At 72.2% G+C, this 23,122-nt stretch carries 29 protein-coding genes; 18 read left to right on the top strand and 11 right to left on the bottom strand.

Annotation, left to right across the window (positions count from 1 at the left end; all coding sequences use genetic code 11):
* Positions 1-99: 99 nt before the first annotated feature.
* Positions 100-651 carry a helix-turn-helix domain-containing protein gene (locus ACZ60J_RS28730; protein WP_469686258.1) on the bottom strand — a complete coding sequence of 184 codons (552 nt, stop codon included), beginning with the start codon at positions 649-651 and terminating at the stop codon, positions 100-102.
* A 17-nt stretch (positions 652-668) separates the two neighbouring features.
* Positions 669-1,499: a maleylpyruvate isomerase family mycothiol-dependent enzyme gene (locus ACZ60J_RS28725; RefSeq protein WP_469686256.1), complete on the bottom strand. Its 831-nt coding sequence runs from the start codon at positions 1,497-1,499 to the stop codon at positions 669-671.
* A 172-nt stretch (positions 1,500-1,671) separates the two neighbouring features.
* Here ACZ60J_RS28725 and ACZ60J_RS28720 point away from each other — a divergent pair, with 172 nt between their 5' ends.
* Complete coding sequence (locus ACZ60J_RS28720) at positions 1,672-2,451, top strand: carbon-nitrogen family hydrolase (protein WP_469686255.1); 780 nt, start codon at positions 1,672-1,674, stop codon at positions 2,449-2,451.
* 82 nt (positions 2,452-2,533) lie between these two features.
* On the top strand, positions 2,534-3,292 hold the full coding sequence (locus ACZ60J_RS28715) for a hypothetical protein (RefSeq protein WP_469686253.1): 759 nt from the start codon (positions 2,534-2,536) through the stop codon (positions 3,290-3,292).
* 14 nt (positions 3,293-3,306) lie between these two features.
* On the opposite strand, the gene ACZ60J_RS28710 is transcribed toward ACZ60J_RS28715, so the two are convergent.
* On the bottom strand, positions 3,307-3,810 hold the full coding sequence (locus ACZ60J_RS28710) for an LURP-one-related/scramblase family protein (protein WP_469686252.1): 504 nt from the start codon (positions 3,808-3,810) through the stop codon (positions 3,307-3,309).
* A 32-nt stretch (positions 3,811-3,842) separates the two neighbouring features.
* Here ACZ60J_RS28710 and ACZ60J_RS28705 point away from each other — a divergent pair, with 32 nt between their 5' ends.
* The 3 genes from ACZ60J_RS28705 (at position 3,843) to ACZ60J_RS28695 (ending at position 5,998) form a co-directional block, all read left to right on the top strand.
* Complete coding sequence (locus ACZ60J_RS28705) at positions 3,843-4,643, top strand: hypothetical protein (RefSeq protein ID WP_469686250.1); 801 nt, start codon at positions 3,843-3,845, stop codon at positions 4,641-4,643.
* A 69-nt stretch (positions 4,644-4,712) separates the two neighbouring features.
* Positions 4,713-5,534 carry a hypothetical protein gene (locus ACZ60J_RS28700; RefSeq protein WP_469686248.1) on the top strand — a complete coding sequence of 274 codons (822 nt, stop codon included), beginning with the start codon at positions 4,713-4,715 and terminating at the stop codon, positions 5,532-5,534.
* Positions 5,534-5,998, top strand: coding sequence for a hypothetical protein (locus tag ACZ60J_RS28695; RefSeq protein WP_469686247.1), 465 nt, complete (start codon positions 5,534-5,536; stop codon positions 5,996-5,998). Before ACZ60J_RS28700 ends, ACZ60J_RS28695 begins: the two co-directional genes overlap by 1 nt.
* A gap of 28 nt (positions 5,999-6,026) precedes the next feature.
* Here the strand turns inward: ACZ60J_RS28695 and ACZ60J_RS28690 are convergent, their stop codons facing one another.
* Positions 6,027-6,473 carry an SCO4225 family membrane protein gene (locus ACZ60J_RS28690; protein WP_469686246.1) on the bottom strand — a complete coding sequence of 149 codons (447 nt, stop codon included), beginning with the start codon at positions 6,471-6,473 and terminating at the stop codon, positions 6,027-6,029.
* 259 nt (positions 6,474-6,732) lie between these two features.
* On the opposite strand from ACZ60J_RS28690, the gene ACZ60J_RS28685 reads away from it, so the two are divergent.
* From ACZ60J_RS28685 to ACZ60J_RS28670, 4 genes are all read left to right on the top strand, one after another.
* Positions 6,733-7,254 carry a SigE family RNA polymerase sigma factor gene (locus tag ACZ60J_RS28685; protein ID WP_469686244.1) on the top strand — a complete coding sequence of 174 codons (522 nt, stop codon included), beginning with the start codon at positions 6,733-6,735 and terminating at the stop codon, positions 7,252-7,254.
* Entirely contained in the window at positions 7,251-8,135 is an 885-nt protein-coding gene (locus ACZ60J_RS28680) for a hypothetical protein (protein WP_469686242.1), read from the top strand. Before ACZ60J_RS28685 ends, ACZ60J_RS28680 begins: the two co-directional genes overlap by 4 nt.
* 266 nt (positions 8,136-8,401) lie before the next feature.
* The gene (locus ACZ60J_RS28675; protein ID WP_469686241.1) at positions 8,402-9,322 is read left to right on the top strand and encodes a serine hydrolase; all 921 of its coding nucleotides are present in this window, start codon (positions 8,402-8,404) and stop codon (positions 9,320-9,322) included.
* A gap of 64 nt (positions 9,323-9,386) precedes the next feature.
* Complete coding sequence (locus ACZ60J_RS28670) at positions 9,387-11,225, top strand: NHL domain-containing thioredoxin family protein (RefSeq protein ID WP_469686239.1); 1,839 nt, start codon at positions 9,387-9,389, stop codon at positions 11,223-11,225.
* 51 nt (positions 11,226-11,276) lie between these two features.
* Here ACZ60J_RS28670 and ACZ60J_RS28665 read toward each other — a convergent pair whose 3' ends face one another.
* From ACZ60J_RS28665 to ACZ60J_RS28650, 4 genes are all read right to left on the bottom strand, one after another.
* Complete coding sequence (locus tag ACZ60J_RS28665) at positions 11,277-12,575, bottom strand: M18 family aminopeptidase (protein ID WP_469686238.1); 1,299 nt, start codon at positions 12,573-12,575, stop codon at positions 11,277-11,279.
* A 97-nt stretch (positions 12,576-12,672) separates the two neighbouring features.
* Positions 12,673-13,413, bottom strand: a complete 741-nt coding sequence (locus ACZ60J_RS28660) for a hypothetical protein (protein WP_469686237.1) — start codon at positions 13,411-13,413, stop codon at positions 12,673-12,675.
* A gap of 171 nt (positions 13,414-13,584) precedes the next feature.
* On the bottom strand, positions 13,585-15,411 hold the full coding sequence (locus tag ACZ60J_RS28655; protein ID WP_469686235.1) for an acyl-CoA dehydrogenase: 1,827 nt from the start codon (positions 15,409-15,411) through the stop codon (positions 13,585-13,587).
* Positions 15,412-15,609: 198 nt separating this feature from the next.
* A complete protein-coding gene (locus ACZ60J_RS28650) occupies positions 15,610-16,260 on the bottom strand; it encodes an NADPH-dependent F420 reductase (RefSeq protein WP_469686233.1) in 651 nt (216 codons plus the stop codon).
* 105 nt (positions 16,261-16,365) lie between these two features.
* Here ACZ60J_RS28650 and ACZ60J_RS28645 point away from each other — a divergent pair, with 105 nt between their 5' ends.
* Complete coding sequence (locus tag ACZ60J_RS28645) at positions 16,366-16,821, top strand: winged helix-turn-helix transcriptional regulator (protein WP_469686232.1); 456 nt, start codon at positions 16,366-16,368, stop codon at positions 16,819-16,821.
* On the opposite strand, the gene ACZ60J_RS28640 is transcribed toward ACZ60J_RS28645, so the two are convergent.
* Entirely contained in the window at positions 16,732-17,094 is a 363-nt protein-coding gene (locus tag ACZ60J_RS28640) for an ATP-binding protein (protein WP_469686230.1), read from the bottom strand. The two genes, ACZ60J_RS28645 and ACZ60J_RS28640, sit on opposite strands and share 90 nt — an antisense overlap.
* Positions 17,091-17,291 carry a hypothetical protein gene (locus ACZ60J_RS28635; protein WP_469686229.1) on the bottom strand — a complete coding sequence of 67 codons (201 nt, stop codon included), beginning with the start codon at positions 17,289-17,291 and terminating at the stop codon, positions 17,091-17,093. Before ACZ60J_RS28635 ends, ACZ60J_RS28640 begins: the two co-directional genes overlap by 4 nt.
* Positions 17,292-17,402: 111 nt before the next feature.
* Here ACZ60J_RS28635 and ACZ60J_RS28630 point away from each other — a divergent pair, with 111 nt between their 5' ends.
* Genes ACZ60J_RS28630 through ACZ60J_RS28615 form a run of 4 tightly spaced genes read left to right on the top strand, consistent with a single transcriptional unit; the run spans position 17,403 to position 19,939 of the window.
* The gene (locus tag ACZ60J_RS28630; RefSeq protein WP_469686227.1) at positions 17,403-18,254 is read left to right on the top strand and encodes a helix-turn-helix domain-containing protein; all 852 of its coding nucleotides are present in this window, start codon (positions 17,403-17,405) and stop codon (positions 18,252-18,254) included.
* Positions 18,235-18,438 carry a DUF397 domain-containing protein gene (locus ACZ60J_RS28625; RefSeq protein ID WP_469686225.1) on the top strand — a complete coding sequence of 68 codons (204 nt, stop codon included), beginning with the start codon at positions 18,235-18,237 and terminating at the stop codon, positions 18,436-18,438. The genes ACZ60J_RS28630 and ACZ60J_RS28625 overlap by 20 nt, the downstream gene beginning before the upstream one ends.
* Before the next feature lie 48 nt (positions 18,439-18,486).
* Positions 18,487-18,945 carry an SseB family protein gene (locus tag ACZ60J_RS28620; RefSeq protein WP_469686223.1) on the top strand — a complete coding sequence of 153 codons (459 nt, stop codon included), beginning with the start codon at positions 18,487-18,489 and terminating at the stop codon, positions 18,943-18,945.
* 34 nt (positions 18,946-18,979) lie between these two features.
* Positions 18,980-19,939 (top strand): ArsR/SmtB family transcription factor, encoded by a 960-nt coding sequence (locus tag ACZ60J_RS28615; protein ID WP_469686221.1) that lies wholly within the window; start codon positions 18,980-18,982, stop codon positions 19,937-19,939.
* A 4-nt stretch (positions 19,940-19,943) separates the two neighbouring features.
* Here the strand turns inward: ACZ60J_RS28615 and ACZ60J_RS28610 are convergent, their stop codons facing one another.
* Positions 19,944-20,387, bottom strand: coding sequence for a hypothetical protein (locus ACZ60J_RS28610; protein ID WP_469686219.1), 444 nt, complete (start codon positions 20,385-20,387; stop codon positions 19,944-19,946).
* A 255-nt stretch (positions 20,388-20,642) separates the two neighbouring features.
* On the opposite strand from ACZ60J_RS28610, the gene ACZ60J_RS28605 reads away from it, so the two are divergent.
* From ACZ60J_RS28605 to ACZ60J_RS28590, 4 genes are all read left to right on the top strand, one after another.
* Positions 20,643-20,960 (top strand): peptidase inhibitor family I36 protein, encoded by a 318-nt coding sequence (locus ACZ60J_RS28605; RefSeq protein ID WP_469686217.1) that lies wholly within the window; start codon positions 20,643-20,645, stop codon positions 20,958-20,960.
* A 55-nt stretch (positions 20,961-21,015) separates the two neighbouring features.
* A complete protein-coding gene (locus ACZ60J_RS28600) occupies positions 21,016-21,171 on the top strand; it encodes a hypothetical protein (protein ID WP_469686216.1) in 156 nt (51 codons plus the stop codon).
* Positions 21,172-21,291: 120 nt separating this feature from the next.
* Positions 21,292-22,290, top strand: a complete 999-nt coding sequence (locus ACZ60J_RS28595; protein ID WP_469686214.1) for a pirin family protein — start codon at positions 21,292-21,294, stop codon at positions 22,288-22,290.
* Between the two features lie 252 nt (positions 22,291-22,542).
* Complete coding sequence (locus tag ACZ60J_RS28590) at positions 22,543-23,100, top strand: hypothetical protein (RefSeq protein WP_469686212.1); 558 nt, start codon at positions 22,543-22,545, stop codon at positions 23,098-23,100.
* Positions 23,101-23,122: the final 22 nt, after the last annotated feature.

The following is a 23,122-nucleotide window of genomic DNA, read 5'->3' as shown; positions in this document are numbered from 1 at the left end:
TCCGGCCAACGCCTGCCGAGCCTATGAGGGCTCCGCGCGGCCGAGTGTGCACTGAGCGCAGGGACCGTTGACAATCCGCGCAACGGCCCCGGCGGGGGCCTACCGCGTGCTTCCGGTCGCGGAACCCGCCACCGCCGCGCGGCGGAACTCGCTCGGGCCGGCCCCGTACGTCTCGCGGAACAGGCGGCTGAACACGGAGGCGTTGGTGAATCCCCAGCGCAGGGCCACGGTGTGGACGGGGACGGTGAGCTGACCGGGGTCGGCGAGGTCCTCGCGGCAGCCCTCCAGGCGGCGCCGGCGGATCGAGGCCGCCACGCCCTCTCCGCGTTCCCGGAAGAGGAGCTGGAGCCGGCGCAGCGACATGTCGTGCCGGGCGGCGACCACGGCCGGACTCAGCTCGGGATCGCCGAGGTTGTGCCCGATGAACCGGTCGATCCGCACCAGCGCCTCCCGGGTCCGGGCTTCCTCGGACGGCTCCTCCTCGGCGCCGGGCCGCCCGGCGAGGCAGGCGCCGGCCAGGTCGAGGGCGATGGCGCCCAGCTGCTCCAGCTCGGCGGGCGCGCACTCGTCCCCGTGCGCGGCCAGGGAGCGCAGGTACTGCGCGAGGATCGCCCCCATGCCCCGGTCGGCGGGGATCTGCTCGGCGAGCACCTACGGGGTCAGGGGGGTCACGGGGTGACGGAGAAGTTGGCCAGGATGGCCTCGGCCAGCGCCGGGTCACCCTCCACCTTCACCCGGTCGGCCACGGTGTGCGGACGCACCCGGCCGGCCGCGAGGCGTACGTACGTCTCCCAGTCCAGGGTCAGCGTCACCGCGGGCCCCAGCGAGGGGGCCTTGTCGATGGTGCCGCGGCCGTCCGCGTCGACCCGTACGGTCCGCATGAACTCCAGCGCCCCGTGCACGTCGATGACGACGGCCGAGTTCGCGGGCGCGCCCGCCTTCTTGGCCACCACCTTCGGCAGCCCGGCGAGCAGGAGGTCCCTGGCCACGTAGGCCCCCGGCGAGTCCCAGTTCCCCGGTTGCCCCAGTGCCGCCCGCAGGTCCTGCTCGTGGATCCACACGTCGAACGCGCGCAGCCGCAGCGAGTGCTCCAGGGTGGCCGGCTCGCCCAGCGGGCCGCGGATCATCGTGTCCGGTTCCCGCTTCTCGTTCCGCAGCTGGCGGGAGCGGCGGATGATCGTGTACTCCAGCTCGGAGGTCATCTCGGGCGCGGTGTGGTGCCGCCGTACGTCGACCTGCACTTCCATGTACCGGGAGAACTCGTCGACCACGTGCAGCAGGTCCCGCGGCAGGGTGTGGATCGGGCGCGGGTCGCCCAACTGCTCGCACTCGATCCCGATGACGTGGGACACGATGTCGCGCACGGACCAGTTCGGGCAGGGCGTCGCCCGGCTCCACTCGCCTTCCGTCAACGGGAGGACCAGCTCGGATATCGCCTCGATGGAGTGGGTCCACGCGTCGGCATAGGGCTGAAGGCTGGGATGCGGATGGACGGTCAACGGGACCCCTCGCGTGCGGTTCATCGGCCTGTTGGCGCGTTAGGTGCAGTGGCGCGTTCTGGAAGCTTGTGCAATGGCTTCAAAACTACGCTGCCGGTGAGCACCCCGGCAGTGCTTTCGTGTGACGATCGTAGGCCCGAGTTGACGGCTTGAAAGCCAGGACGGTGGTACTGTGCGCGCTTCCCTGATCCAAATCGCGGTGAACGAGGGCGAGTCGGTGGTTTCCCGCCGCTCGCGAGTCGCCGACCTCGTACGCGAGCAGTCCGGGTCGGACCTCGTCGTCCTGCCCGAGCTGTGGACCGTGGGCGCCTTCGCCTACGAGCAGTTCGAGACAGAGGCCGAGCCGCTGGACGGCCCGACCTACGGGGCCATGGCCGCGGCCGCCCGCGATGCCGGTGTCTGGCTGCACGCCGGCTCCTTCGTGGAGCGCGCGGGCGACGGCTCGCTCTACAACACCGCGCTCGTGCTCTCCCCGACGGGCGAGCTTGCCGCCACGTACCGCAAGATCCACCGCTTCGGCTTCGACCAGGGCGAGGCCGTCATGATGTCCGCGGGCGAGTCCCTGACCACGGTCGACCTGCCGGAGCAGACCCTGGGCCTGGCCACCTGCTACGACCTGCGCTTCCCGGAGCTGTTCCGCGGCCTGGTCGACGCCGGGGCGACGACGCTGGTCGTCTCCGCGGGCTGGCCGGCCCGCCGCCGGGAGCACTGGACGCTGCTGAACCGGGCCCGTGCCGTCGAGGACCAGTCGTACGTCCTCGCCTGCGGGTCGGCGGGCAGCAACGGGGGCGTGGAACAGGCCGGCCACAGCCTGGTCGTGGACCCGTGGGGCGAGGTCCTCGCGGAGGCGGGCCCGGGGGAGGAGGTCCTGACGGTGGACCTCGACCCCAAGAAGGTCGCCGAGACCCGCGAGCAGTTCCCGGCCCTGAAGGACCGCCGCCTGGGCCTCTGAGCCCGCCGCCCGTGGGTCCCGGGGGCGGTGCTTTACTCGACGGGAGCCCTCGCGGGACGAGGACACGGACGGGGCACGGGGCATGACGGACGGGACGACGGACCTGGTGGCGGGACCGGCGGCGGGACCGGCGGCGGGACCGGCACCGTCGGAACCCGCTCCTGCCCCCGCTCCCGATCCCGCCCACGCTCCGGCCCCCGCTCCGGCCGAGCGGGCCCACTGGGTCCAGCGCTCCATGGCCGGCGTCGCCGCCCTCCTCACCGGCCTCGTCACGGCCTGGGCGACCGCGTCCCCGTTCGGCGTGGTCATGCTCCTGCCCCTCATCGCCTTCGTCTGGGTCCTCTTCGTCCGGGACCGCGAGGACTTCCGGCTCCTGTGCCTCGCGGTCGGTCTGGGCGGGATCGGGCTCGGCACCCTGCTCGGCATCTTCGGCTTCTTCCCGGTCATCCCGTCGGCGGTCGTCCTGCTGCTGGCCCGCTCGGCCGACCCGCGCCGCCGCCCGGTCCTGGCCCGCGTGTACGCGGGCATCGCCGCGCTGGTCACCGCGGCGGCCCTGACCGCCGTGGCCGTCCTGGCGTACGACGTCTGGCTGCGGCCCTCGTACGCCTACTCCGTGGAGATCCCCGGCGCGCTGTACGGCGAGGACGGCCTCGGCGGAGGGGACCTCTGGCAGTACGGCGTGACCGGCATCCGGGAGACGGGCCTCGAATCCGGGACCCGGGTGGAGGTCACGTACGACGAGACCCTCACCGGCCCCCAGCGCGCCGCCCTGCGCGAGGCCCTGGGCTCCCTGCCCGGCGCCGGCCCGGTCGAGGAGTGCGGCCGCGGCGGCTGCGGCTGACCCGTCAGACGCCCCTACGCGTCGTCCGGACCCTCCCGCTCCTTCTCCGCCATCCGGATCACGCACACCGCGACGGCGATCAGCAGCGAGGCGTCGGCGTCCTCGCGGACCACGTCGACGGCGTACGTCTCGCGGATCCGGTACCACTGGCGGGAGATCAGCGCGAGCAGCTCCCCGTCGTACTCGACCTTGAACTCCCGGTCCAGGATCCGCCCGCTGACATCGAGCTCGGTGCCCTCGTTGAGCGTCACCAGGTAGTGGTTGCGCAGCAGCGAGAACCGCTTCTTCCGGATCACCGCGAGCCGCCGCTCGTCGCGCTCCAGCGTCATCGCGTCGCGCAGGGCGAAGAGCTTCTCCCGCAGCGTGATGTGGAGCCGCCCGTCGGGGTCCTTCAGCTCCAGGGTGTCCCGGAACCGCAGGGCCTTCCCGTCCACGAGGAAGGCGTGCCGGCCGTCCTCGTCCTCGATCCAGTAGTCGTCCCCGATGGCCAGCATTTTGTCCCGTACCAGGTATTTCACGCCCTCATCGCTGCCCGCGATAGGTTCCGGTCATGCCACTCCTCTACGTGACCGACCTGGCCTACCCGGCGCGCGGACGCCGCTACGGCGACGAGGACGTCTTCCTCACCGCACGCCTGCGCGAGCACGTCCCCCTCGCCCTGTGCCACCCCCTGGACGCGGAGGCGCTCCTCCCGGCCTTCGACACCGTGGTCGTCCGCAACAGCGGCCCGGTCCTCCACTACCAGGAGGCCTACGACTCCTTCCGCGCGGCCGCCCTCGCCGCCGGCACCCGCGTCTACAACCCCCTCACGGGCCGCGGCGACATGGCGGGCAAGCAGTACCTGGTGGACCTGACCGCCTCCGGCCACCCGGTCATCCCCACGATCGACGACCCGGCGCACCTGTCGCTCCTGCCCGCGTCCCCGAGCTACGCGGTGAAGCCGAAACAGGGAGCGGACTCCATAGGCCTGGCCTTCACCCCGCACCCGGACTGCGCCCCGGGGGAGTTCCTGATCCAGCCGCGCATCGACTTCGCGTACGAGGTGTCCTTCTACTTCGTGGACGATGCCTTCCAGTACGCCCTCTACGCCCCCGACCCGGCCCGCCGCTGGGAGCTGGTCCCCTACGAGCCGACCCCCGCGGACCTGGCCTTCGCCCGCACCTTCGTCGACTGGAACACCCTCAGCCACGGCATCCAGCGCGTGGACGCCTGCCGCGCCCCCTCGGGCGACCTCCTCCTGGTGGAGCTGGAGGACCTCAACCCGTACCTCTCCCTGGACCTCCTCCCGCCCGAGGTCCAGAACGCCTTCGTCGCCGCCCTGGTCGCCTCCCTCCGGGACTTTCGGGCCTGATCCCGGGACGTACCGGGCGCATCTCACTACGATCGGGCCGGCGGGGTGGCTGCTTCGGGGGAGGCGTGGTTGGGCACGGACCAGACGAAGGACAAGATCAAGCGGATCCTGCTGTTCCTGCTGTCCGGGCTGCTGGCGGGCGCGGTGTTCTACCTCTCGATCAAGGCGGACGACGCCGACACCGAACCGACCAAGACGCGGCTCACGTACGCCGGCACGATCGTCGCCTTCTGCGTCGTCGCCGTGGCGGCGTACGAGAACCGCCGCGCGGAGTCCGGCCGGCGCAAGACCTACGACCAGGCGGTCCGGACGGCCACGGACCTCGCGTTCGCCTACACCATGGCCCTGGTCCCCGCGACCCGGAACCTGCGCGACCTGGCCGCCGGCTACGCCGCAGACAACCCCGTCGCGCCCGGGACGGTCTCCTCCCCGCAGGACCAGCTGCGGACGCAGATCCTGGACTCCGTGCTGCAGAGCGCCGTCGTCCTCACCGCGGACCCCACCCCGACCAACGCCCCCCGGGCGCGCAGCGCCTACTTCGAGTGGGACGGCTCCTCGGGCGGTGAGTTCAAGCTGAAGCAGGCCTTCGGCAGGGCCCCGCAGCCCGACGGCGTCATCCTCACCCCGGTGACCCAGGGCGGCGCCAAGATGGCCGTGGTCCTGCAGTCCGGCACCCCGTTCTGGGCGCAGGACGCGAACTCCGGCGCGGACGTCCAGCTCGGCGGCGTCTACCAGGGCGTCATCGTCGTCCCGGTCCGCGTCCCCGGCCGCCCCTTCGGCGTGCTGACCGTCGACGCCCCCGCGTACGAGGACTTCATCCCCGCCCACGTGGACCTGATGGTCACCCTCGGCAACCTCCTGGCGGCCTCCCTCGCCCTGGCAGCCGTCTGATGCGGCCCCTCCTGCCCTGGCGGCGGCGGGCGGCGGCGCGCCGCGAGGAGGCGGTGCGCCGCGACGAGCGGGCGGCCATGCCCGCCTCGGAGCGGGAGGCGGCCGACTTCGCGCACGAGGTGTCCGCGATGCACCGGCGGAACAGGGACCGGCTGGCGGAGGAGGCCTCCGACCTCCTGGACCAGCGGCTGGACCTGCCCCGCGACGCCGCGTTCTGGAACGCCGCCACCTACGGCACCCTCACCGCCGGTTCGGCGGCCATCGGCACCACGATCGCCGTGACGGGACCCGCCCCCTGGTGGCTCGACCTCGGCCCGTGGGCGGCGGCGGGCACGTTCCTCGGCCTGACGCTGGCCGCGGTCCGCCGCCGGCTGGCCGACGGCCCGCCGAGCCCCGCCCGCCGGGCCCCCCGGCCGCCCCCGGAATCCCGCGAGATGCCCCTGGACCCCGACCGCACGGGCTGACCGGCTGCGGAGCCCCGTCAGCCCGCTGTCAGCCCCGTGCGGGGGCGGCGACGGCCCGACGGGCCACGTAGCGGAGCAGGGCCCAGACCGCCCCGGCGTTGACGAGGGCGCCGACCAGGATCGCGCCGACGAAGCCGATGTCGGACCACAGGCCGAGCGTGTCCTCGTAGGAGGTGTCCGGTGCGACCCAGTCCGAGGAGAGCGGGGCGGAGTCCGGCACGGGCGGCGCGGGCGGCGGCTGCGAGCCCTCGTACAGGGGCACCTCGACCGGGGTCTCGTCGAAGCCGTCCGGCGCGGGGGTGAAGAGGCCCATCAGGAGGAGGCTGACCGGCGCCGTGGCCATGATCGGCAGCACCCCGAACATCCCGATGTCCCCGATCCGGCTGCCGATCTCCATGTAGACCAGCATCGAGAGCACCACCGCCAGGTATCCACCGGGCACCCACATCTCGGGCTTCGACCAGCGCCGTCCCATCACGTTCCCCGATTCCCGTTCTGCGTTCCGCCGCGTTGTGCTGCGTTGTGCAGTCAGTGTCGAAGCTGCCGCGGTCCGCCACCTGAGTACGCCTACTCATCCTGTGGCGTCCTGCGTACCAGGCTCCGGAGGTAACGCCTTGGTAACGGTCGCCAAGGGCGTGCAGCAGATGGGGAGTTGGCTCCGTCGGGTACATCGGGGGAGCCAACGAGGCTTCGGGGAGGGGTGAAGATGTGCACGAGGTACGGGCCGGGTGGCCATGCGAACCGCTGACGTTCCCGCCTTCACGGCCTTCGTGCAGGCACGGTCCTCGGCACTGTTCAGGACCGCCTTGCTGATCACCGGCGAGCGGCACGTGGCCGACGACCTGGTGCAGTCCACGCTGGAGCAGGTGTGCCGGCACTGGCGCAAGGTCCGCTCGGCCGACGCACCCGAGGCCTACGCGCGTCGGATACTGGTGAACCTCGCGAACGACCGCTGGCGCAGGCTGCGCGGGCGTCCGGAGGTCCCGCTGGACGACGGTATCGGGGGCGGGGGCGTCGATCCGTACAAAGGCCTCGTGGTCCGCGACGAGTTGATGCGCGAACTGCAGTCCCTGCCGGTCGGCATGCGCACCGTACTGGTGCTGCGGTACTTCGAGGACCTCGACGATGCGGAGATCGCCCGCTTGATGAACATTTCGGCCGGCTCGGTCCGGTCCCAGATGGCCCGGGGCCTGTCGAAGCTCCGGTCGACCGTCGGTACACATGCACTGCGTGCGGGCTCGGAAGGGGCGACATGAAGGACTTCGACCTGGAGGAGGAGCTGGCCGCGGCCATGCTCGACCGGGCACAGCAGGAACCGCCGCGCAGCTACGACGCGGACGGCCTCATCGGGCGCGTACGGCAGCGCAGGCGCCGGCTGCAGACGGGTGTGGCGGTGGTCGCGGCGATCGTGGCCCTGGGCACCGGCTTCGCCGTCCAGGAGGGCCGGGACCGCACCTCGACGCCCGCACCGGCGGCGAGCGCGCCGAGTCCCGTCCTGCCTCCCGCACCCTCCCAGTCCCCCAAACGGCCCCCGGTCGACCCGGCCCGGTCGACGCACACCCTGTTCCTCTCCGCACTGCGCTACCAGAACCCGGCCACCCGTTCCCAGGTGGATCCGGCCGAGGTGGCGGCGCTGTTCGCCAACGAGCCCACCTACCAGCGGATCTGGGGCGCCGACTCGCTCGGTGTGACCTGCGGCGCCGAGGTCGACGGCGTGCTGGTGCCGGGTCAGGTCCTGCTGTACCAGGGGACCGAGCCGCTCGACCGGGCCCCCTCCCTCACCTTCGACGGGACCACGGGTCTGATCGCCGACCTGACCTGCCCGACGGGCTCCGGCGGCGGCAAGGGCGGCGACGCGACCGTGTCCGGTTTCTACGGCGGACTGGTGAAGGCCGCCAAGTCCGGTGACTCCGCGGCAGTGGAGACGCTCGGGAAGCAGTTCGTGAGCGCGCAGCTCCGATCCGCCCAGGGCACGCACGGCGGCACCTGTTCCTTCACCACGCCCCCCTTCTGGCTCGCCGACAACCCCGCGTCCGGAACCCTCACCCACGGATGGACCGTGGACCTCGGCGGTGACTTCGCCTTCCCCATCGAGATCGGCGAGAACGAGAAGATCACCGGATCCTGCGGCAAATGACCCGCACCGCCGGCACCGGCCGCCGCTGAGGAAGCCCGGCAGCAGCCGAGGACACCGGAGCGCGCCCGCACGGCGGCGCCACCGGAGCCCCTGACCCGGCCCGCTCCGCCTCGGCACGCCCCGTCGCACCCCGACGGGCCCTGCCGCACTTCGACCACGCCCTGACCCGACACACGCCACGGCTCGCTTCGGCATGCCCTGACGCGCCCTGACGCGCGCCGCGGGGCCATGTCCGCGTGCCCGGACATCCGAAAGCGAGTGCGCGCATGAAGCGCCGGACCGCCCTGCTCCTGCCCCTCCTCATGGGCGCCGCCCTGGGGGCCCACCTCCTGCTCCCCACACGGGGTCTCGCCGAAGACACGCTCCCCCGCCCCCTGCCGACGGCGGCAGCCCCGACGACGACGGCCCCGCCCGCCCCCGCCCCCGTACCCGCCCCCGCTCCCGCCGCGGACACGGCGACCCCGGAGCAGGCCGTGCGCCGCGCGCTCGACGGGCTCGGGGCGCACCAGGGCCGGTACGCGCTCTCCGCCCTGGACCTCACCTCGGGCCGCGCAGCCACGTACGGCCCGGCCACCGAGACCTTCACCTCCGCGAGCATCATCAAGGTCGACGTCCTGGCCGCCCTGCTGCTGCAGAGCCAGGACCGCGGAACCGGGCTCACCCCTGCCCAGCGACGGCTGGCCTCCGACATGATCCGCTTCAGCGACAACGACGCGACGCAGGAACTCTGGACCGTCATCGGCCGCCGCCAAGGCCTGGACGCGGCCAACGCACGCCTCGGCCTCACCCGTGCCCACGCCGGCCAGCAGGGCCCCTGGGGACTCACCCGCACCACGGTCGGCGACCAGATCACCCTCCTGAAGGCCGTGTTCACGGAGAACTCACCCCTGACCGCCGCATCCCGGTCGTACGTCCGCACCCTCATGGGCGACATCAGCGCCGGCCAGGACTGGGGCGTCGGCGCAGCGGGCACCCCCGGAGCCCGGCCCGTGCTCAAGAACGGCTGGCTCCCGGTCGGAACACCCGGGCGGTGGGCGGTCAACAGCATCGGCCTGGTCGAGCGCGACGGGCACACGCTCCTGCTCGCCGTCCTCACCGACGCCCAGCCCACCCGCGAAGCCGGCACCGCCCTCATAGAACGCGCCGCGACCACCGCGACCGAGGCCCTCCTGGCCCCCACGGCCTGACCGGGGCGGGGGGCCTTCGTACGGGCGTGATCCCGGGTTCACAGGCGGATGGCAAGCTTGAAGGATGAACGATGCTGCCCCGGCGCCCACCCCTGCGCCCGCGCCCCGCCGACGTGCCCGAGTCCGTGCCCCCGAGCTGATCGGCAAGGGCGGCTGGCTCAACACCGGCGGCAAGGAGCTGACCCTCGCCGACCTGCGAGGTAAGTGCGTTGTCGTCGATTTTTGGACCTTCTGCTGTGTGAACTGCCTGCACGTGCTCGACGAGTTGCGGGAGCTGGAGGAGAAGCACCGGGACACCGTCGTGATCGTCGGGGTGCACTCGCCGAAGTTCGTGCACGAGGCCGAGCACGCGGCCGTCGTCGACGCCGTCGAGCGGTACGGGGTGCACCACCCCGTGCTCGACGACCCCGAGCTCGCGACCTGGAAGCAGTACGCCGTCCGCGCCTGGCCGACGCTCGTGGTGATCGACCCCGAGGGGTACGTCGTCGCGCAGCACGCCGGGGAGGGGCACGCGCACGCCATCGCCAGGCTAGTGGAGGAGCTGGAGGCCGAGCACGAGGCCAAGGGGACGCTGCGGCGCGGGGACGGGCCGTACGTGGCGCCCGAGCCGGTGGCGGGTGACCTGCGGTTCCCCGGGAAGGCGCTCGTGCTGCCGTCGGGGAACCTGCTCGTCTCCGACACGACCCGGCACCAGCTGGTGGAGCTGGCCCCCGACGGGGAGAGCGTCGTACGGCGCATCGGCGGCGGGGAGCGCGGCTTCGGGCCGGACTCCTTCAGCGAGCCCCAGGGTCTGGCGCTGCTGCCCGACGGGTCGGTGGTCGTCGCCGACACCGTCAATCACGCGCTGCGCCGCTTCGACCCCGCGACCGGGGCCGTGGAGACCGTCGCCGGGACGGGGCGGCAGTGGTGGCAGGGCTCCCCGACCTCGGGGCCGGCCCTCGACGTCGACCTGTCCTCGCCGTGGGACGTGGCCTGGTGGCAGGGCCGCGTGTGGATCGCCATGGCGGGCGTCCACCAGCTGTGGACCTGGGACCCGGAGACGGGGACGGTGGCCGTCGCGGCCGGTACGACCAACGAGGGGCTGCACGACGGGCCGGCCGCCGAGGCCTGGTTCGCGCAGCCGTCCGGGCTCGCGGCGACGGAGGACCGGCTGTGGATCGCCGACTCCGAGACGAGCGCCCTGCGGTACGTCGAGGCGGAGGAGGGCGGCTACGCCGTCCGTACCGCCGTCGGGTCCGGGCTGTTCGACTTCGGGCACCGGGACGGCGACGCCGCGCAGGCGCTGCTCCAGCACCCGCTCGGGGTCACCGCGCTGCCCGACGGCTCGGTCGCGGTGTGCGACACGTACAACCACGCCCTGCGGCGCTTCGAGCCGTCCACCGGGCAGGTCACCACCCTCGCGACCGACCTGCGCGAGCCCAGCGACGCCGTGCTCGTCGGCGAGGACATCGTGGTCGTGGAGTCGGCCCGGCACCGGCTGACCCGGCTGCGCCTGCCGGAGGAGGCCGTACGGGTCGACGCGGTCGCCCACCGCACGCAGCGGGCCGCCACCGAGGTGGCCCCCGGCACGCTCCGCCTGGACATCGTCTTCCAGGCCCCGAGCGGCCAGAAGCTCGACACCCGCTACGGTCCCTCGACCCGCCTGCTGGTCTCCTCGACCCCGCCCGAGCTGCTGACGGCGGGCGACGGAGCGGGCACGGACCTGTTCCGGGAGCTCGCGCTGAACCCGGACCTGACCGGGGGCGTCCTGCACGTCTCCGCGATGGCCGCGTCCTGCGACGACGACCCGGAGAACGAGTACCCGGCCTGCCACGTCCACCAGCAGGACTGGGGAGTGCCGGTGAGCATCACCGAGGGCGGCGCGACCCGGCTGCCCCTGGTGCTGGCCGGGATGGACGACTGAGGCACCTGCGGGCACCGTCACCGCCCGGTGACGGTGCCCGCCGGCCGGGCGTCAGCCCTCCAGGAACGCCAGGATGACGTTGGCCAGGAGGTACGGGTCGTCCGCGCCGCACAGTTCGCGGGCGCTGTGCATCGAGAGGATGGCGACGCCGATGTCGACCGTCTGGATGCCGTGGCGGGCCGCGGTGATCGGGCCGATCGTGGTGCCGCAGGGCATCGAGTTGTTGGAGACGAAGGTCTGCCACGGGACGCCGGCGCGCTCGCAGGCGCTCACGAACACCGCGCGGCCGCTGCCGTCGGTCGCGTAGCGCTGGTTGACGTTGACCTTCAGGATCGGGCCGCCGTTGGCGCGCGGGTGGTGCGTGGGGTCGTGGCGCTCCGCGTAGTTGGGGTGCACGGCGTGGCCGGTGTCCGAGGAGAGGCAGATCGCGCCGGCGAAGGCCCGCGCGCGGTCCTCGTAGCTGCCGCCGCGGGAGAAGACTGAACGTTCCAGCACGTTGCCCAGGAGCGGGCCGTCCGCGCCGGTGTCCGACTGCGAGCCGTTCTCCTCGTGGTCGAAGGCGGCCAGGACGGGGATGTGGGTGAGCTTCTCGGCCGTGGAGGCGGCCACCAGCGCCGCGACGCCCGCGTGGACGGAGATGAGGTTGTCCATGCGTGGGCCCGCGAGGAGTTCGCGGTCGCGGCCGAGGTAGGCCGGGGGCTCGATCGAATGGACCATCAGGTCCCATCCGGCGACGGAGCCGCGCTCCAGGCCCTCCTCGTCCTCCAGGAAGGCGATGAGGTCGCCTTCGTGGACGTCGCCGAGGCCCCAGATCGGCTGCATGTGCCGCTGCTTGTCCAGCTTGAGCCCGTCGGTGTTCACCGACCGGTCCAGGTGCACGGCGAGTTGGGGTACGCGCATCAGCGCACGGTCGATGTTGACGAGCCGTTCGGTGCCGTCGAGGAGGGTGAGGCGTCCGGCCAGGCCCAGGTCGCGGTCGAGCCAGGTGTTGAGCAGGGTGCCGCCGTAGATCTCCACGGCGATCTGCCGCCAGCCCTGGGTGCCGGTGTCGGGCAGCGGCTTGACCCGGAGGTTGGGGGAGTCGGTGTGCGCGCCGATGATCCGGAACGGGGTGTGTGCGGCCGCGCCTTCGGGCACGTACCAGGCGATGATCGCGCCCCCGCGGAGGACGAACTTGCCTCCCGTGCCCGCGTCCCACGCGTCGGTCTCGGCCAACTGCCTGAATCCGGCCTTCTCCAGCCGCTCGGCCGCGTTGGCCACGGCGTGGTACTGCGACGGACTCGCCGCCAGGAAGGTCATCAGGTCGTCGGTGTGGCCGCGGTCGAATCGGGCGGCGGCGGGAGAGCTCATGTGGGTCACCTTAACGACGGTCGTGTTCGTCATGGCCGGACTGCGGCGGATAGCCGGAGGAAGGGCCGCGGGGGTGTGGTCCGGGCCCCGGACCGTGTCAGCCCGGCGGACGGTCGAAGCGGCGCTGCAGCTGCCTGCGCTCGCCCCGGCGGATGCGCGGGAGCATTTCCGGGGTCTGCGCGGAGCGCTGCGCGCGCCTCTTGCGTCCGGCGCAGAAGATACAGGCCTCACCGGGAGGGGCGTCGGGGTCGATGGGCGCGCCGGGGTGTTCGGAGCAGCCGGAGGCGTTGCGGGGCCGGGACAGCTCGCGGGCCACGATGAAGGCCCGGTGCAGGTCGTCGGCCATCGCGACGAAGTCCTCGGGGGGCGAGGACAGGCTCAGGTGGAAGCGTCGCTCCTCGACCGTGCGCAGGCAGGCGTGGAGTGCCTGGAGGGTGTACGGGGGCTCGGGCACGGGGTATCCGAGCCGGCGCTGCTCGCCCGCCGGCGGGGCGGCGGAAGCGGCCCGGGCGCCCTGGGCGCGCAGTCCGAGGCGGCGCCGGTCGTTGCAGATCAGGCAGCGTCCCCAGCCGTCGGGCGCCTCGGGGTCGAGGGCGCCGTTGGGGTGCTCCGGGCAGCCGGTGTAGCTCTTGGCGGGGGCGAGCCCGGCGGCGGTCTGGAAGGCGGTGTAGAGGGCGTCGGCCACCGATTCGTACTCGGTGGGGTGGGCGCCCTCGTAGAGCTCCTTGAGGTGGTCTCCGAGGCTGCCCACGGCGGACTGCAGCTCCTTGAGGGCATAGGGGCGCCCGGTCGGGACCGAGTACCCCCTGCTGCCGCGCTGCTGCTCCTGTGGACTCATACCCACGAGCGTCCCACGAACCACCGACATCCCGGGAAACCCGCAGCCCACGGGCGGTACGGGGCCCTGGAGGGGCCGTGCGCGCACGCCGACGGCCGGGCCCCCGTGCGGAGGACCCGGCCGACTGCGCGTACGTACACCGCGTACAGCTGTGGGGGAGTGGACGGGGGCCTAGAAGGCGGCCTCGTCGAGCTCCATCAGGGTGTTGTCGACGGCCTCGGCGAGCGCGCGGGCCACCGCGACGCCCGGCAGGACCTCGGCGGCGAAGAACTTCGCCGCGGCGACCTTGCCGGTGTAGAACGGCACGTCCTTGGCGGAGGCGGACGGCAGCTTCTCGGCGGCCACGGCCGCGCCCTTGAGGAGCAGGTAGCCGACGACCACGTCGCCGGAGGCCATCAGCAGGCGGGTGGTGTTCTGGCCGACCTTGTAGATGTTCTTGACGTCCTCGCCGGTGGCGGTGAGGTCGACGACCATCTGGCCGACGATGGCCTCCAGGTCGACGGCCGCCTTGGCGAGCGCGTCGCGGGCCGGGGCCAGCTCCTCGCCGCCCTCGCCCTCGGCCAGGAACTTCTTGATCGTCTCGGTGAGGACGTTCAGCGCGGCACCCTGGTCGCGGACGATCTTCCGGAAGAAGAAGTCCTGGCCCTGGATGGCCGTGGTGCCCTCGTAGAGGGTGTCGATCTTGGCGTCGCGGATGTACTGCTCGATCGGGTATTCCTGCAGGTAGCCCGAGCCGCCGAAGGTCTGGAGCGACTGCGCGAGCTGCTCGTAGGACTTCTCGGAGCCGTAGCCCTTCACGATCGGCAGGAGCAGGTCGTTGAGGCCCACGAGGGACGCGGTGTCCTCGCCGGCGGCCTGCTTGACCTGGATCTCGTCCTGGACGGAGGCGGTGTACAGGACCAGGGCGCGCATGCCCTCGGCGTACGCCTTCTGCGTCATGAGCGAGCGGCGCACGTCGGGGTGGTGCGTGATGGTGACCTTGGGGGCCGTCTTGTCCATGAAGTTGGCCAGGTCCGGACCCTGCACGCGCTCCTTGGCGTACTCCAGGGCGTTCAGGTAGCCGGTGGAGAGCGTCGCGATGGCCTTCGTGCCGACCATCATGCGGGCGAACTCGATGATCATGAACATCTGGCGGATGCCGTCGTGCTTGTCGCCGATCAGCCAGCCCTTGGCGGGGTGCTGGTCGCCGAAGGTCATCTCGCACGTGTTGGAGGCCTTGAGGCCCATCTTGTGCTCGACGTTGGTCGCGTAGACGCCGTTGCGCTCGCCCAGCTCGCCGGTCTCCCAGTCGAAGTGGAACTTCGGGACCAGGAAGAGGGACAGGCCCTTGGTGCCCGCGCCGTGGCCCTCGGGGCGCGCGAGGACGTAGTGGAGGATGTTCTCCTCCATGTCGTGCTCGCCCGAGGTGATGAAGCGCTTCACGCCCTCGATGTGCCAGGAGCCGTCGTCCTGCTGGACCGCCTTGGTGCGGCCGGCGCCGACGTCCGAGCCGGCGTCCGGCTCGGTGAGGACCATGGTGGAGCCCCAGCGCTTCTCGACCGCGAGCGCGGCGATCTTCTTCTGTACCTCGTTGCCCTCTTCGAAGAGGACGCCGGCGAACGCCGGGCCGGAGGAGTACATCCACACGGCCGGGTTCGCGCCCAGGATCGTCTCGGCGAAGGCCCAGATCAGGGAGCGGGGCGAGGTGGTGCCGCCGATCTCCTCGGGCAGGCCCAGACGCCAGTACTCGGAGTCCATGAAGGCCTTGTAGCTCTTCTTGAAGGACGCCGGGACGGGCGCGGTGTTGGTGGCCGGGTCGAAGACCGGCGGGGTGCGGTCGGCGTCCTCGAAGGAGGCGGCCAGCTCGTTCTCGGAGAGCTTGGCTATCTCGGAGAGGATCGTGCGCGCGGTCTCGCTGTCCATCTCACCGAACGGGCCGGTGCCGTACACGTTGTCGCGCCCGAGCACCTCGAAGAGGTTGAACTCGATGTCGCGGAGATTCGACTTGTAGTGCCCCATGGCGACGGCTCCGTTAAGGCTCGGTGAGAGTGGTTCCTCGTGCATACCAATCGGTAACGTAATGATGCTACCGGTCGGTAATAAGGGCAACCCCTCCGTGTCGACTGTGACCAGGGTCAAGTCCGGGACCGCACCGGACGGCCCGGTCCCGGACCCGCCCCGGATGCCCCCATTGCAGCGCCGACGCGTCGCGCGGGGCTAGACCCCGCCCGGATCCGCCACCGGCTCGGGGAAGGCCAGCCGCGGGGAGCCGCCCGCCCACCACACGCCGATCACGAAGGCGGCCGTGGCCTCCACGTACCCCGCCCGGTCCAGCCCGCCCGCCGGCATCGGGCTCCAGCCCATCCCCGCGATCAGCGCCTCGACCCGCTCGGCCGCCCCCGCGTCGTCGGTGCAGAACGGCACCGCGGGCGGGGTCGCCCCGAAGGCTCCGACCGGCAGGTCCCACGTGCTGACGTGGACCAGGTTGAAGGCCTTCACCACGTGCGCCCCGGGCGCCGCCGCCTGGATGTCGGCCGCCATGCTCCGCCCGGCGCCGGTCGTCAGCATCACCCCGCCCGGCCCCGGGGCCAGCGGGTTCGTGCAGTCCACGACCGTCCGCCCGGCCAGCGCCGCCGCGTGCTCCGCCGCCAGGGGTGCCGCCGCCCCGGCCGGTACGGCGAGCAGCGCGAGCTCCCCGTACTCCGCCGCCCGCGCCGGGCTCCCGTACCCGGCCGCCCCGATCCGCCGGGCCAGGTCCCGGGCCGCCGCTCCGTCCCGCCCGCCGACGAACACCTCGTGCCCGGCCCGCACCCAGGCCCCGCCCAGGGCCTGCGCCATCGCTCCCGTTCCCATCACGCCGATCCGCATCGCCGCCACCTCTCCCTGATTCCGCTGCCGTCGTTTCCGGTGGCCGAAGCTACGGAGGCCGACGCACACCGAACGGTGTCCATCGGCGGCGGCAGGATGGGGCGCATGGAGAAGCTGCCGGACCTCACGTACACGGCGGACTGCCGGGCGCGCGTCGCCTTCGAGGTGCTCGCGAACCGCTGGGACAGCGTCGTGGTCTTCACGCTCGGCGCGGCGGGTCGGCCGATGCGGCCGCGGGCGCTGGTCGCGCGGATCGGCGGGATCAGCCCGAAGGCGCTGAACGAGGCGCTGCGGCGGCTGGAACGCAACGGCCTCGTGGAACGGCAGGCGTACGCCGAGGCCCCGCCGCGGGTGGACTACGCCCTGACCGAGGCCGGTACGGCCCTGCTCACGCCGATGCGGGCGATGGGGACCTGGGCCGCGGAGCACGCGGACGCCGTGCTCGACGCGCAGGACCGCTACGAAGCCCGCCTACGGCTGCGCGAGCTCGACCCACACGGTCTTGCTCCCGGGTCCCTGGACGACGCCCCATCGCAGCGCGAGCGCGGCGAGCAGGGCTAGCCCCCGCCCGGATTCCCGGTCCGCGCCCGCTTCCTGCGGTACGGGGCATGCGTGCGGGGCGGGGTCGGTGAGCTCGACCCGCGTACGGGCTGCCCTTCCGGTGACCCGCAGCGTGACGGGCGTGCCTTCGCCGAGGTGGGTGAGGGCGTTGGTGAGCAGCTCGCTCACGCAGAGCTCGGCATCGCGGCTCCGGGTGTGCTCCCGCACTGCGTGGCGGGCCAGGGGGACGGCCCCCGGGGTGGCCAGCAGCCGGAGCGTGAGCTCGCCGTTCACTGCGCGGCCAGGGCGTCGGCGAGGCGCTGCGCGGTGGCGGGGTTGCAGTTGCCGAGGGAGATGAGCGGCGGACTCATGTACCGCCCTGTGTAGGCGAGGGGGTGCAGGTCGAGGGAGGGGAGCGTGATCCCGTGCGCGGCGAGCGCGGAGCGGAGGTTCTCCAGGGCCTGGGTCGCCTCGTGGTTGTGGGGGTGCATTGCCGATTCCTTCGCAGCAGGGAGTGACGAACTGCTCACAGGCTGGCGTGGTGCGGCGTAGCGTGGGAAGGGATTCCGATCCACAGCGCGAAGTGTGGAAAGCAGGGGCTCGTGGCCGCACGTAAAGACATCGACGGGTCGGCGAGTGTGCCGGCTTTCTACGGCAAAGAGTTGCGCTGGAAGCGGGAGGCGGCGGGGCACACGCTCCAGCAGGTGGTCGAAGGGTCCTTTTACGGAGTCAGCTACCTGAGCGAGATCGAGCGGGGGCAGCGGCGCATGCCGGAGGACCTTGCGCGACACGTGGACCAGTTCCTGAAGACCGACGGCTTCTTCTCCCGGAGTTGCGAGGACGTCCGCAAGGCCCGCCTGGGTGGGCATGCCGAGTACTTCGCACCGGTCGCTGAGGCCGAGAAACGGGCCCGGTCCATTGAGGAGTGGGCCAACGCGCTCATCCCCGGCCTGTTGCACACAGGGCCCTACACCCGCGCGATCGCGAACGCCACGCATCCACTGGACCTGCCGGAAGAGGTGGATACGAAGGTCCGGAACAGGTTGCGCCGAGGTCGGCTCTTCGAGGATCCGCAGCGGCCTGAGTACTGGGTGATCCTGCACGAGGCACTCCTGCGCAGCCCGTTGCTGCCGCCCCGTGAGATGGCGGAACAGTTGGAGCACGTAGCGGCACTGGCCCGGCGTCGTAGGGTCGTTCCACAGATCCTTCCGTGGAACGCACCGGTGAGCCCGTTCATGGCGCAGTCGATCAAGCTCATGGAGTTCGATGACGAGCCGCCCCTCATGTACACCGAAGGCCCGTATTCCGGGCAAGTCATTGACGATCCGGCCATCGTGAAGCGATATCGCAAGGCATACGATCGGCTCAGGGCCGCCGCACTGCCGTCTGAGGCGTCCCTCGACCTGATCGAATCGACAGCCGAGGAACTCCGAAATGGCGCACAGCGGGATTGACTTGAGCAACGCCGTCTGGAGGACGAGCACCTACACCAACGGCGACGAGGGTGACTGCGTCGAGGTCGCGGACGGCGTGGTCGGGCTGGTCCCCGTTCGGGACACCAAATGGCGCTCCGGGCCCATGCTGATGGTCGGGGCCGCCGCCTGGGTCGGCTTCGTCGAGGGGATCAAGTCCCACTGACCGGAACTCGACGTCCCGGGGGTCGGTCGTCTCGGTAGGCTTCGGCCTATGTACGGCTACGACCAGAACCCGGGTGCCCAGCAGGGCTACGCGCAGCAGCCCCCCCAGGGCTACGCGCAGCAAGCGCCGCCGCTGTACCCCGAGCCGTCTCCGCCCTCCCTCGCGGACGCGGTCCGCGCGTTCACGACGGGCTCGCTGTCCGCCGAGGACTTCCAGCAGATCTTCGCGAGCTCCAAGGTCTACTGCCCGCGCGGCGACACCCCGGGTTTCCTCGCGCTGCACAACACGCAGCAGCCGGTCATCCCCATGTTCACCACGCTCAAGGAGCTGCGCCGGTACGCCGGCAAGGAGTCCAAGTACTTCGTGATCACCGGCGCCGAGGTGATCGACCTGCTGCCCACCGGGTACGGCTTCGTCCTCGACATGGAGGGCGACCACCGGATGGTCTTCGACGCGAAGGCGGTCGAGCAGATGGTCGACTTCGCCATGCGCCGCATGTACGGCTAGTCACGACCCACACCAGCAGAGCCGGGGGGCGGACATGCTGCGCGTGCACTTCGAGGCCGAGGACCTCCTCAACGTCACCTTCGCGAGCGAGCCCCTGCCCCTGGTGGAGCTGGCCCTCGCGCTGGTCGCAGCTCAGCGCACCGACGAGCAGGCGGTTTTCGGCCGCTGGCGCAGCCTCGCCGCGCGGGAGCTGCCGGGGCGGGTGCGGCCGCTCTTCGACCTGCTGCGGCCCGACGGGGACAATCCCCACTTCGTGGAGCCGTACGCGCGGAGTCTGGAGGAGGGGCTGGCCGTCATCCGGGACCGGGTCCCCTTCCTCACCCCCGAGGGGCTGGCCCGCGCCGCGACCCGCGCGCCCGGCTCCCCGGCCTGGCTGCGCGCGCTGTGGGGGCAGGACCGGGAGGCCTGGGGGCAGCTCGACTCCGCGATCCGGTCCGCGTACGACGTGCTGATCGCCCCGCAGTGGCCGCGGATCCGGCAGTCCTTCCAGGCGGACGTGGCCTGGCGGACCCGGCTGCTGGCCGCGCACGGGATCAAGGCCTGCCTGGCCAGCACGCACGCGGCGGCCGACTGGTCGGGGCTGGTCTTCGAGGTGGACCGGCCGCCGGACTACGAGGTCCGGCTCGGCGGGCGCGGGCTGGTGCTCATGCCGTCGCCGTTCTGGACGGGGCGTCCACTCCTCGACGACCACCCGGACGGGACGTACGTACTCCTCTACCCGGCGCTGACCCCCCTGCCGCTGGTCTCCCCGGACCGGGCGGAAGGCGCGCTGGACGCGTTGCTCGGGCGGACCCGGGCGGCAGTCCTCCAGCTCCTGGTCCAGCAGCGGACCACCTCCGAGCTGGCCCGCGACCTCGACATCAGCCTCCCGTCGGTCTCGGAGCACACCCGCACCCTGCGCGCGGCGGGCCTGATCACCACGGCCCGGGACGGCAAGGCGGTCCTGCACTCCGCGACGGCGCTGGGCGTGGACCTGCTGCACAGCGGCGGCTGAGCCTTCAGCCGGTGCGGTGGCGGCGCCGCCAGAGGACCGCCGCTGCCGCGGCCAGTGCGACGGCCAGCGCTCCGTAAGTCCACAGGAGGGCGAGGTCGGGGCGGTGGGCCAGGGAGACGCGGACGCCCCCGAAGGACAGTGCGCCGACCGCCTGGGCGTCGCCCTCCACGCCCGTGAACCCCGTGGACCAGCGCAGCAGCAGGCACCAGGCGAGGCAGAGGGCGCCCCAGGTGGCGAGGTAGGGCCATGGCGAGCCGGGCAGCGGCTCCAGCGGGAGGCCGGTGGCAGCCCACCGGTAGGAGGCGTACCCGGCGGCCACGACGGCGCCCGTGACGGCGGCGGACCAGCCCAGTGCGGGGAGGACGGCTCGCGGGGCCCCGTGCCCGGCGCCCGCTTCCGGCTCCGTACCGGGCTGCGCGTCGTCGGCCTCGTGCGTCGGGGTGGTCACTGAGCGGGCTCCTGCCGTGCGGCGTGTGCGTCGGTCTTCGCGCATCGATCGTGAGGACGTCCGTCCGGGACACCAGGTTGTGCGGGACGGAACGGTTGGCCGGTTGGCGGCGGGCGTGGCCAGGTTTCGGCGGTACCCGAAAGGATCGCGGCGCCGGCCGCGACTCCCGAATATCAGTGCAGCGGGGGCGATCCCGCACCGACTGACAGGGGGAACGTGATGTCACGTACGTCCTTACGCACGAAGCTCGCGGCAATGGCGGCCACGGGGGTGATGGCGCTGGGTACGGGGGTCCTGGCGGCATCGCCGGCCGAGGCGGCCGTGGCCTGCCCGTACGAGTACTTCTGCGCCTATCCGCAGGCCAACTTCGGCGGTACGCCGATCATGACCTGGCAGTGCAACGACGTCCGGGCCATGCCGTGGTACGGGACCGGTTCGTGGATCAACAACCAGACCCCGGGCACACGTGCGCGGTTCGGCATGGTCGGCGGGGGCTCCCTGTACACGGCGGGCGCCTACTCCCAGAACTCCGCCGTCGACTGGGGCCCGGTCGCCTCGATCGACCCCTGCTAGCCGCCGGGCCCGCTCCCGCACCACGCACGACACGACACGACACGAGGAGACAGCGATGACTCGATCCACTCGCAGGACGCTCCGCACGAAGGCGGCCGCCGTCCTGGCGACCGTGGCCCTGGCCGTGGGCGTGGGCGCCCTGGCCGCGGCTCCGGCCCAGGCGGCCACCGCGCACCTGTGCCGGGACGCCAACCCGGCCTGCAACACCTGAGAGACAGGCGCACACTGAGCAACGGGCCCCGGGGGAATTCCCCCGGGGCTCCTTCTGTTCTGTCGGGTGGCAGAAAGTTCGGGTTTCAACTAAACTCGACGCCAGAAGGAGGTTCCGACCATGCCTGCAGTGACTGTGGAGAACCCGTTGACGCTTCCGCGCGTCGGGGAGCCGGCCCAGGAGACGACCGCCCGCAAGGTGCTGGCCGTCACGACCGCCCCGGGTGGCTTCGAGGGCGAGGGATTCCCGGTGCGCCGTGCGTTCGCCGGGATCAACTACCAGTACCTCGACCCGTTCATCATGATGGACCAGATGGGCGAGGTGGAGTACGCCCCGGGCGAGCCCAAGGGCACCCCGTGGCACCCCCACCGCGGCTTCGAGACCGTCACCTACCTGATCGACGGAACCTTCGTCCACCAGGACAGCAACGGCGGCGGCGGCGTCATCAACGGCGGCGACACCCAGTGGATGACGGCCGGCAGCGGCCTGCTGCACATCGAGGCCCCGCCGGAGTCGCTCGTGGTGTCCGGCGGGCTCTTCCACGGCCTCCAGCTGTGGGTGAACCTCCCCGCCTCCGACAAGATGATGCCCCCGCGCTACCAGGACATCGGCGGCGGCCAGGTCCAGCTGCTCTCCACCCCGGACGGCGGCGCCCTGCTCCGCGTCATCGCCGGTGAGCTGGACGGCCACCAGGGCCCCGGCATCACCCACACCCCGATCACGATGATCCACGCGACGGTCGCACCCGGCGCGCAGATCACCCTCCCCTGGCGCGAGGACTTCAACGCGCTGGCGTACGTCCTGGCCGGTCGCGGCTCGGTCGGCGAGGACCGCCGGCCCATCCACACCGGGCAGACCGCGGTCTTCGGCGAGGGCGGCTCGCTGACCCTGCGGGCGGACGAGGGCCAGGACTCCAACGCGCCCGCGCTGGAGATCGTCCTGCTCGGCGGGCAGCCGATCCGGGAGCCGATGGCGCACTACGGGCCGTTCGTGATGAACAGCAAGCACGAACTCCAGCAGGCGTTCGACGACTTCCAGGCGGGCCGCCTGGGCCGCATCCCCACCACGGCCCGCACCGGCCTCGGTCACCGCGGCACGGGCGAGGCGTCGGAGGACTGACCCCCGGCCCGGCTGTCCGGGCCCCGTACGGCGAAGCCCCAGGCCATCCACCGGCCCGGGGCTTCGCCGTGCCGCGTTCGGGGGCAAGGGACTGGATCATGGCCGGAACTTGATCGTCTCCTGCCGATGGGACGGTGGACGCACCCGCAACCACCCCATATTCTTTGGGCGCTCGGCCCGGAAGGCGCCGGCAGACTCATGCCCCGATCCGCCCCTCCGGTGGAGCCGCCGGGCGAGGCCGGAGCGACATCCGTGACAGCCCGTCCCGCTCGCGCACAGCTCACGTACGTGCTCACGCTCATCGGAGTCTCCATGCTCGTCGTCCGTCCGGCCGCGTCCGGATTCGCGGCGGTGGCGCTGCTCGCCTCCGTCCTCGTTTCCGGCTGTTCGATAGCCTCCGCCGAGCCGAAGGAATCGAAGTCGCCCCCGCCGGACGCCGCGGAGCTGGCCTACTACCGGTGCCTCGAAAGCAACGGCGTCCTTCTGGAGAAGCGCGACGACGACCAGCTCCGCGTGGACAAGGACAAGTTCGACGCCGCCGTGAACACCGCGGCCGAGGCGGCGTGCAAGCACGTGCAGCCCAGCGGCCGGCAGTCGGTCCCGCCGCCCTCTCCCGAACAGCTGGCGAAGGTCGCGAAGTTCAGTGCCTGCGTCCGCGGCAAGGGCTTCCCCGACTACCCGGACCCGAATCCGGCCACGGGCGATGTCGAGCTGACCCAGGACCAGCAGGCGACGTACGGGACGACGACGTTCAGGGCCGCCGCGCAGGACTGCTCCCCGGATACGAGCGGCGGCATCGTCGGCGGCTGATTTCGGCAGCTGGGTCCGGCGG

This window comes from Streptomyces sp. NPDC104226 (assembly GCF_055584085.1).
The sequence above is the reverse complement of the archived record's forward strand: the minus strand, read 5'-3'. Positions and strand labels throughout refer to the sequence as shown.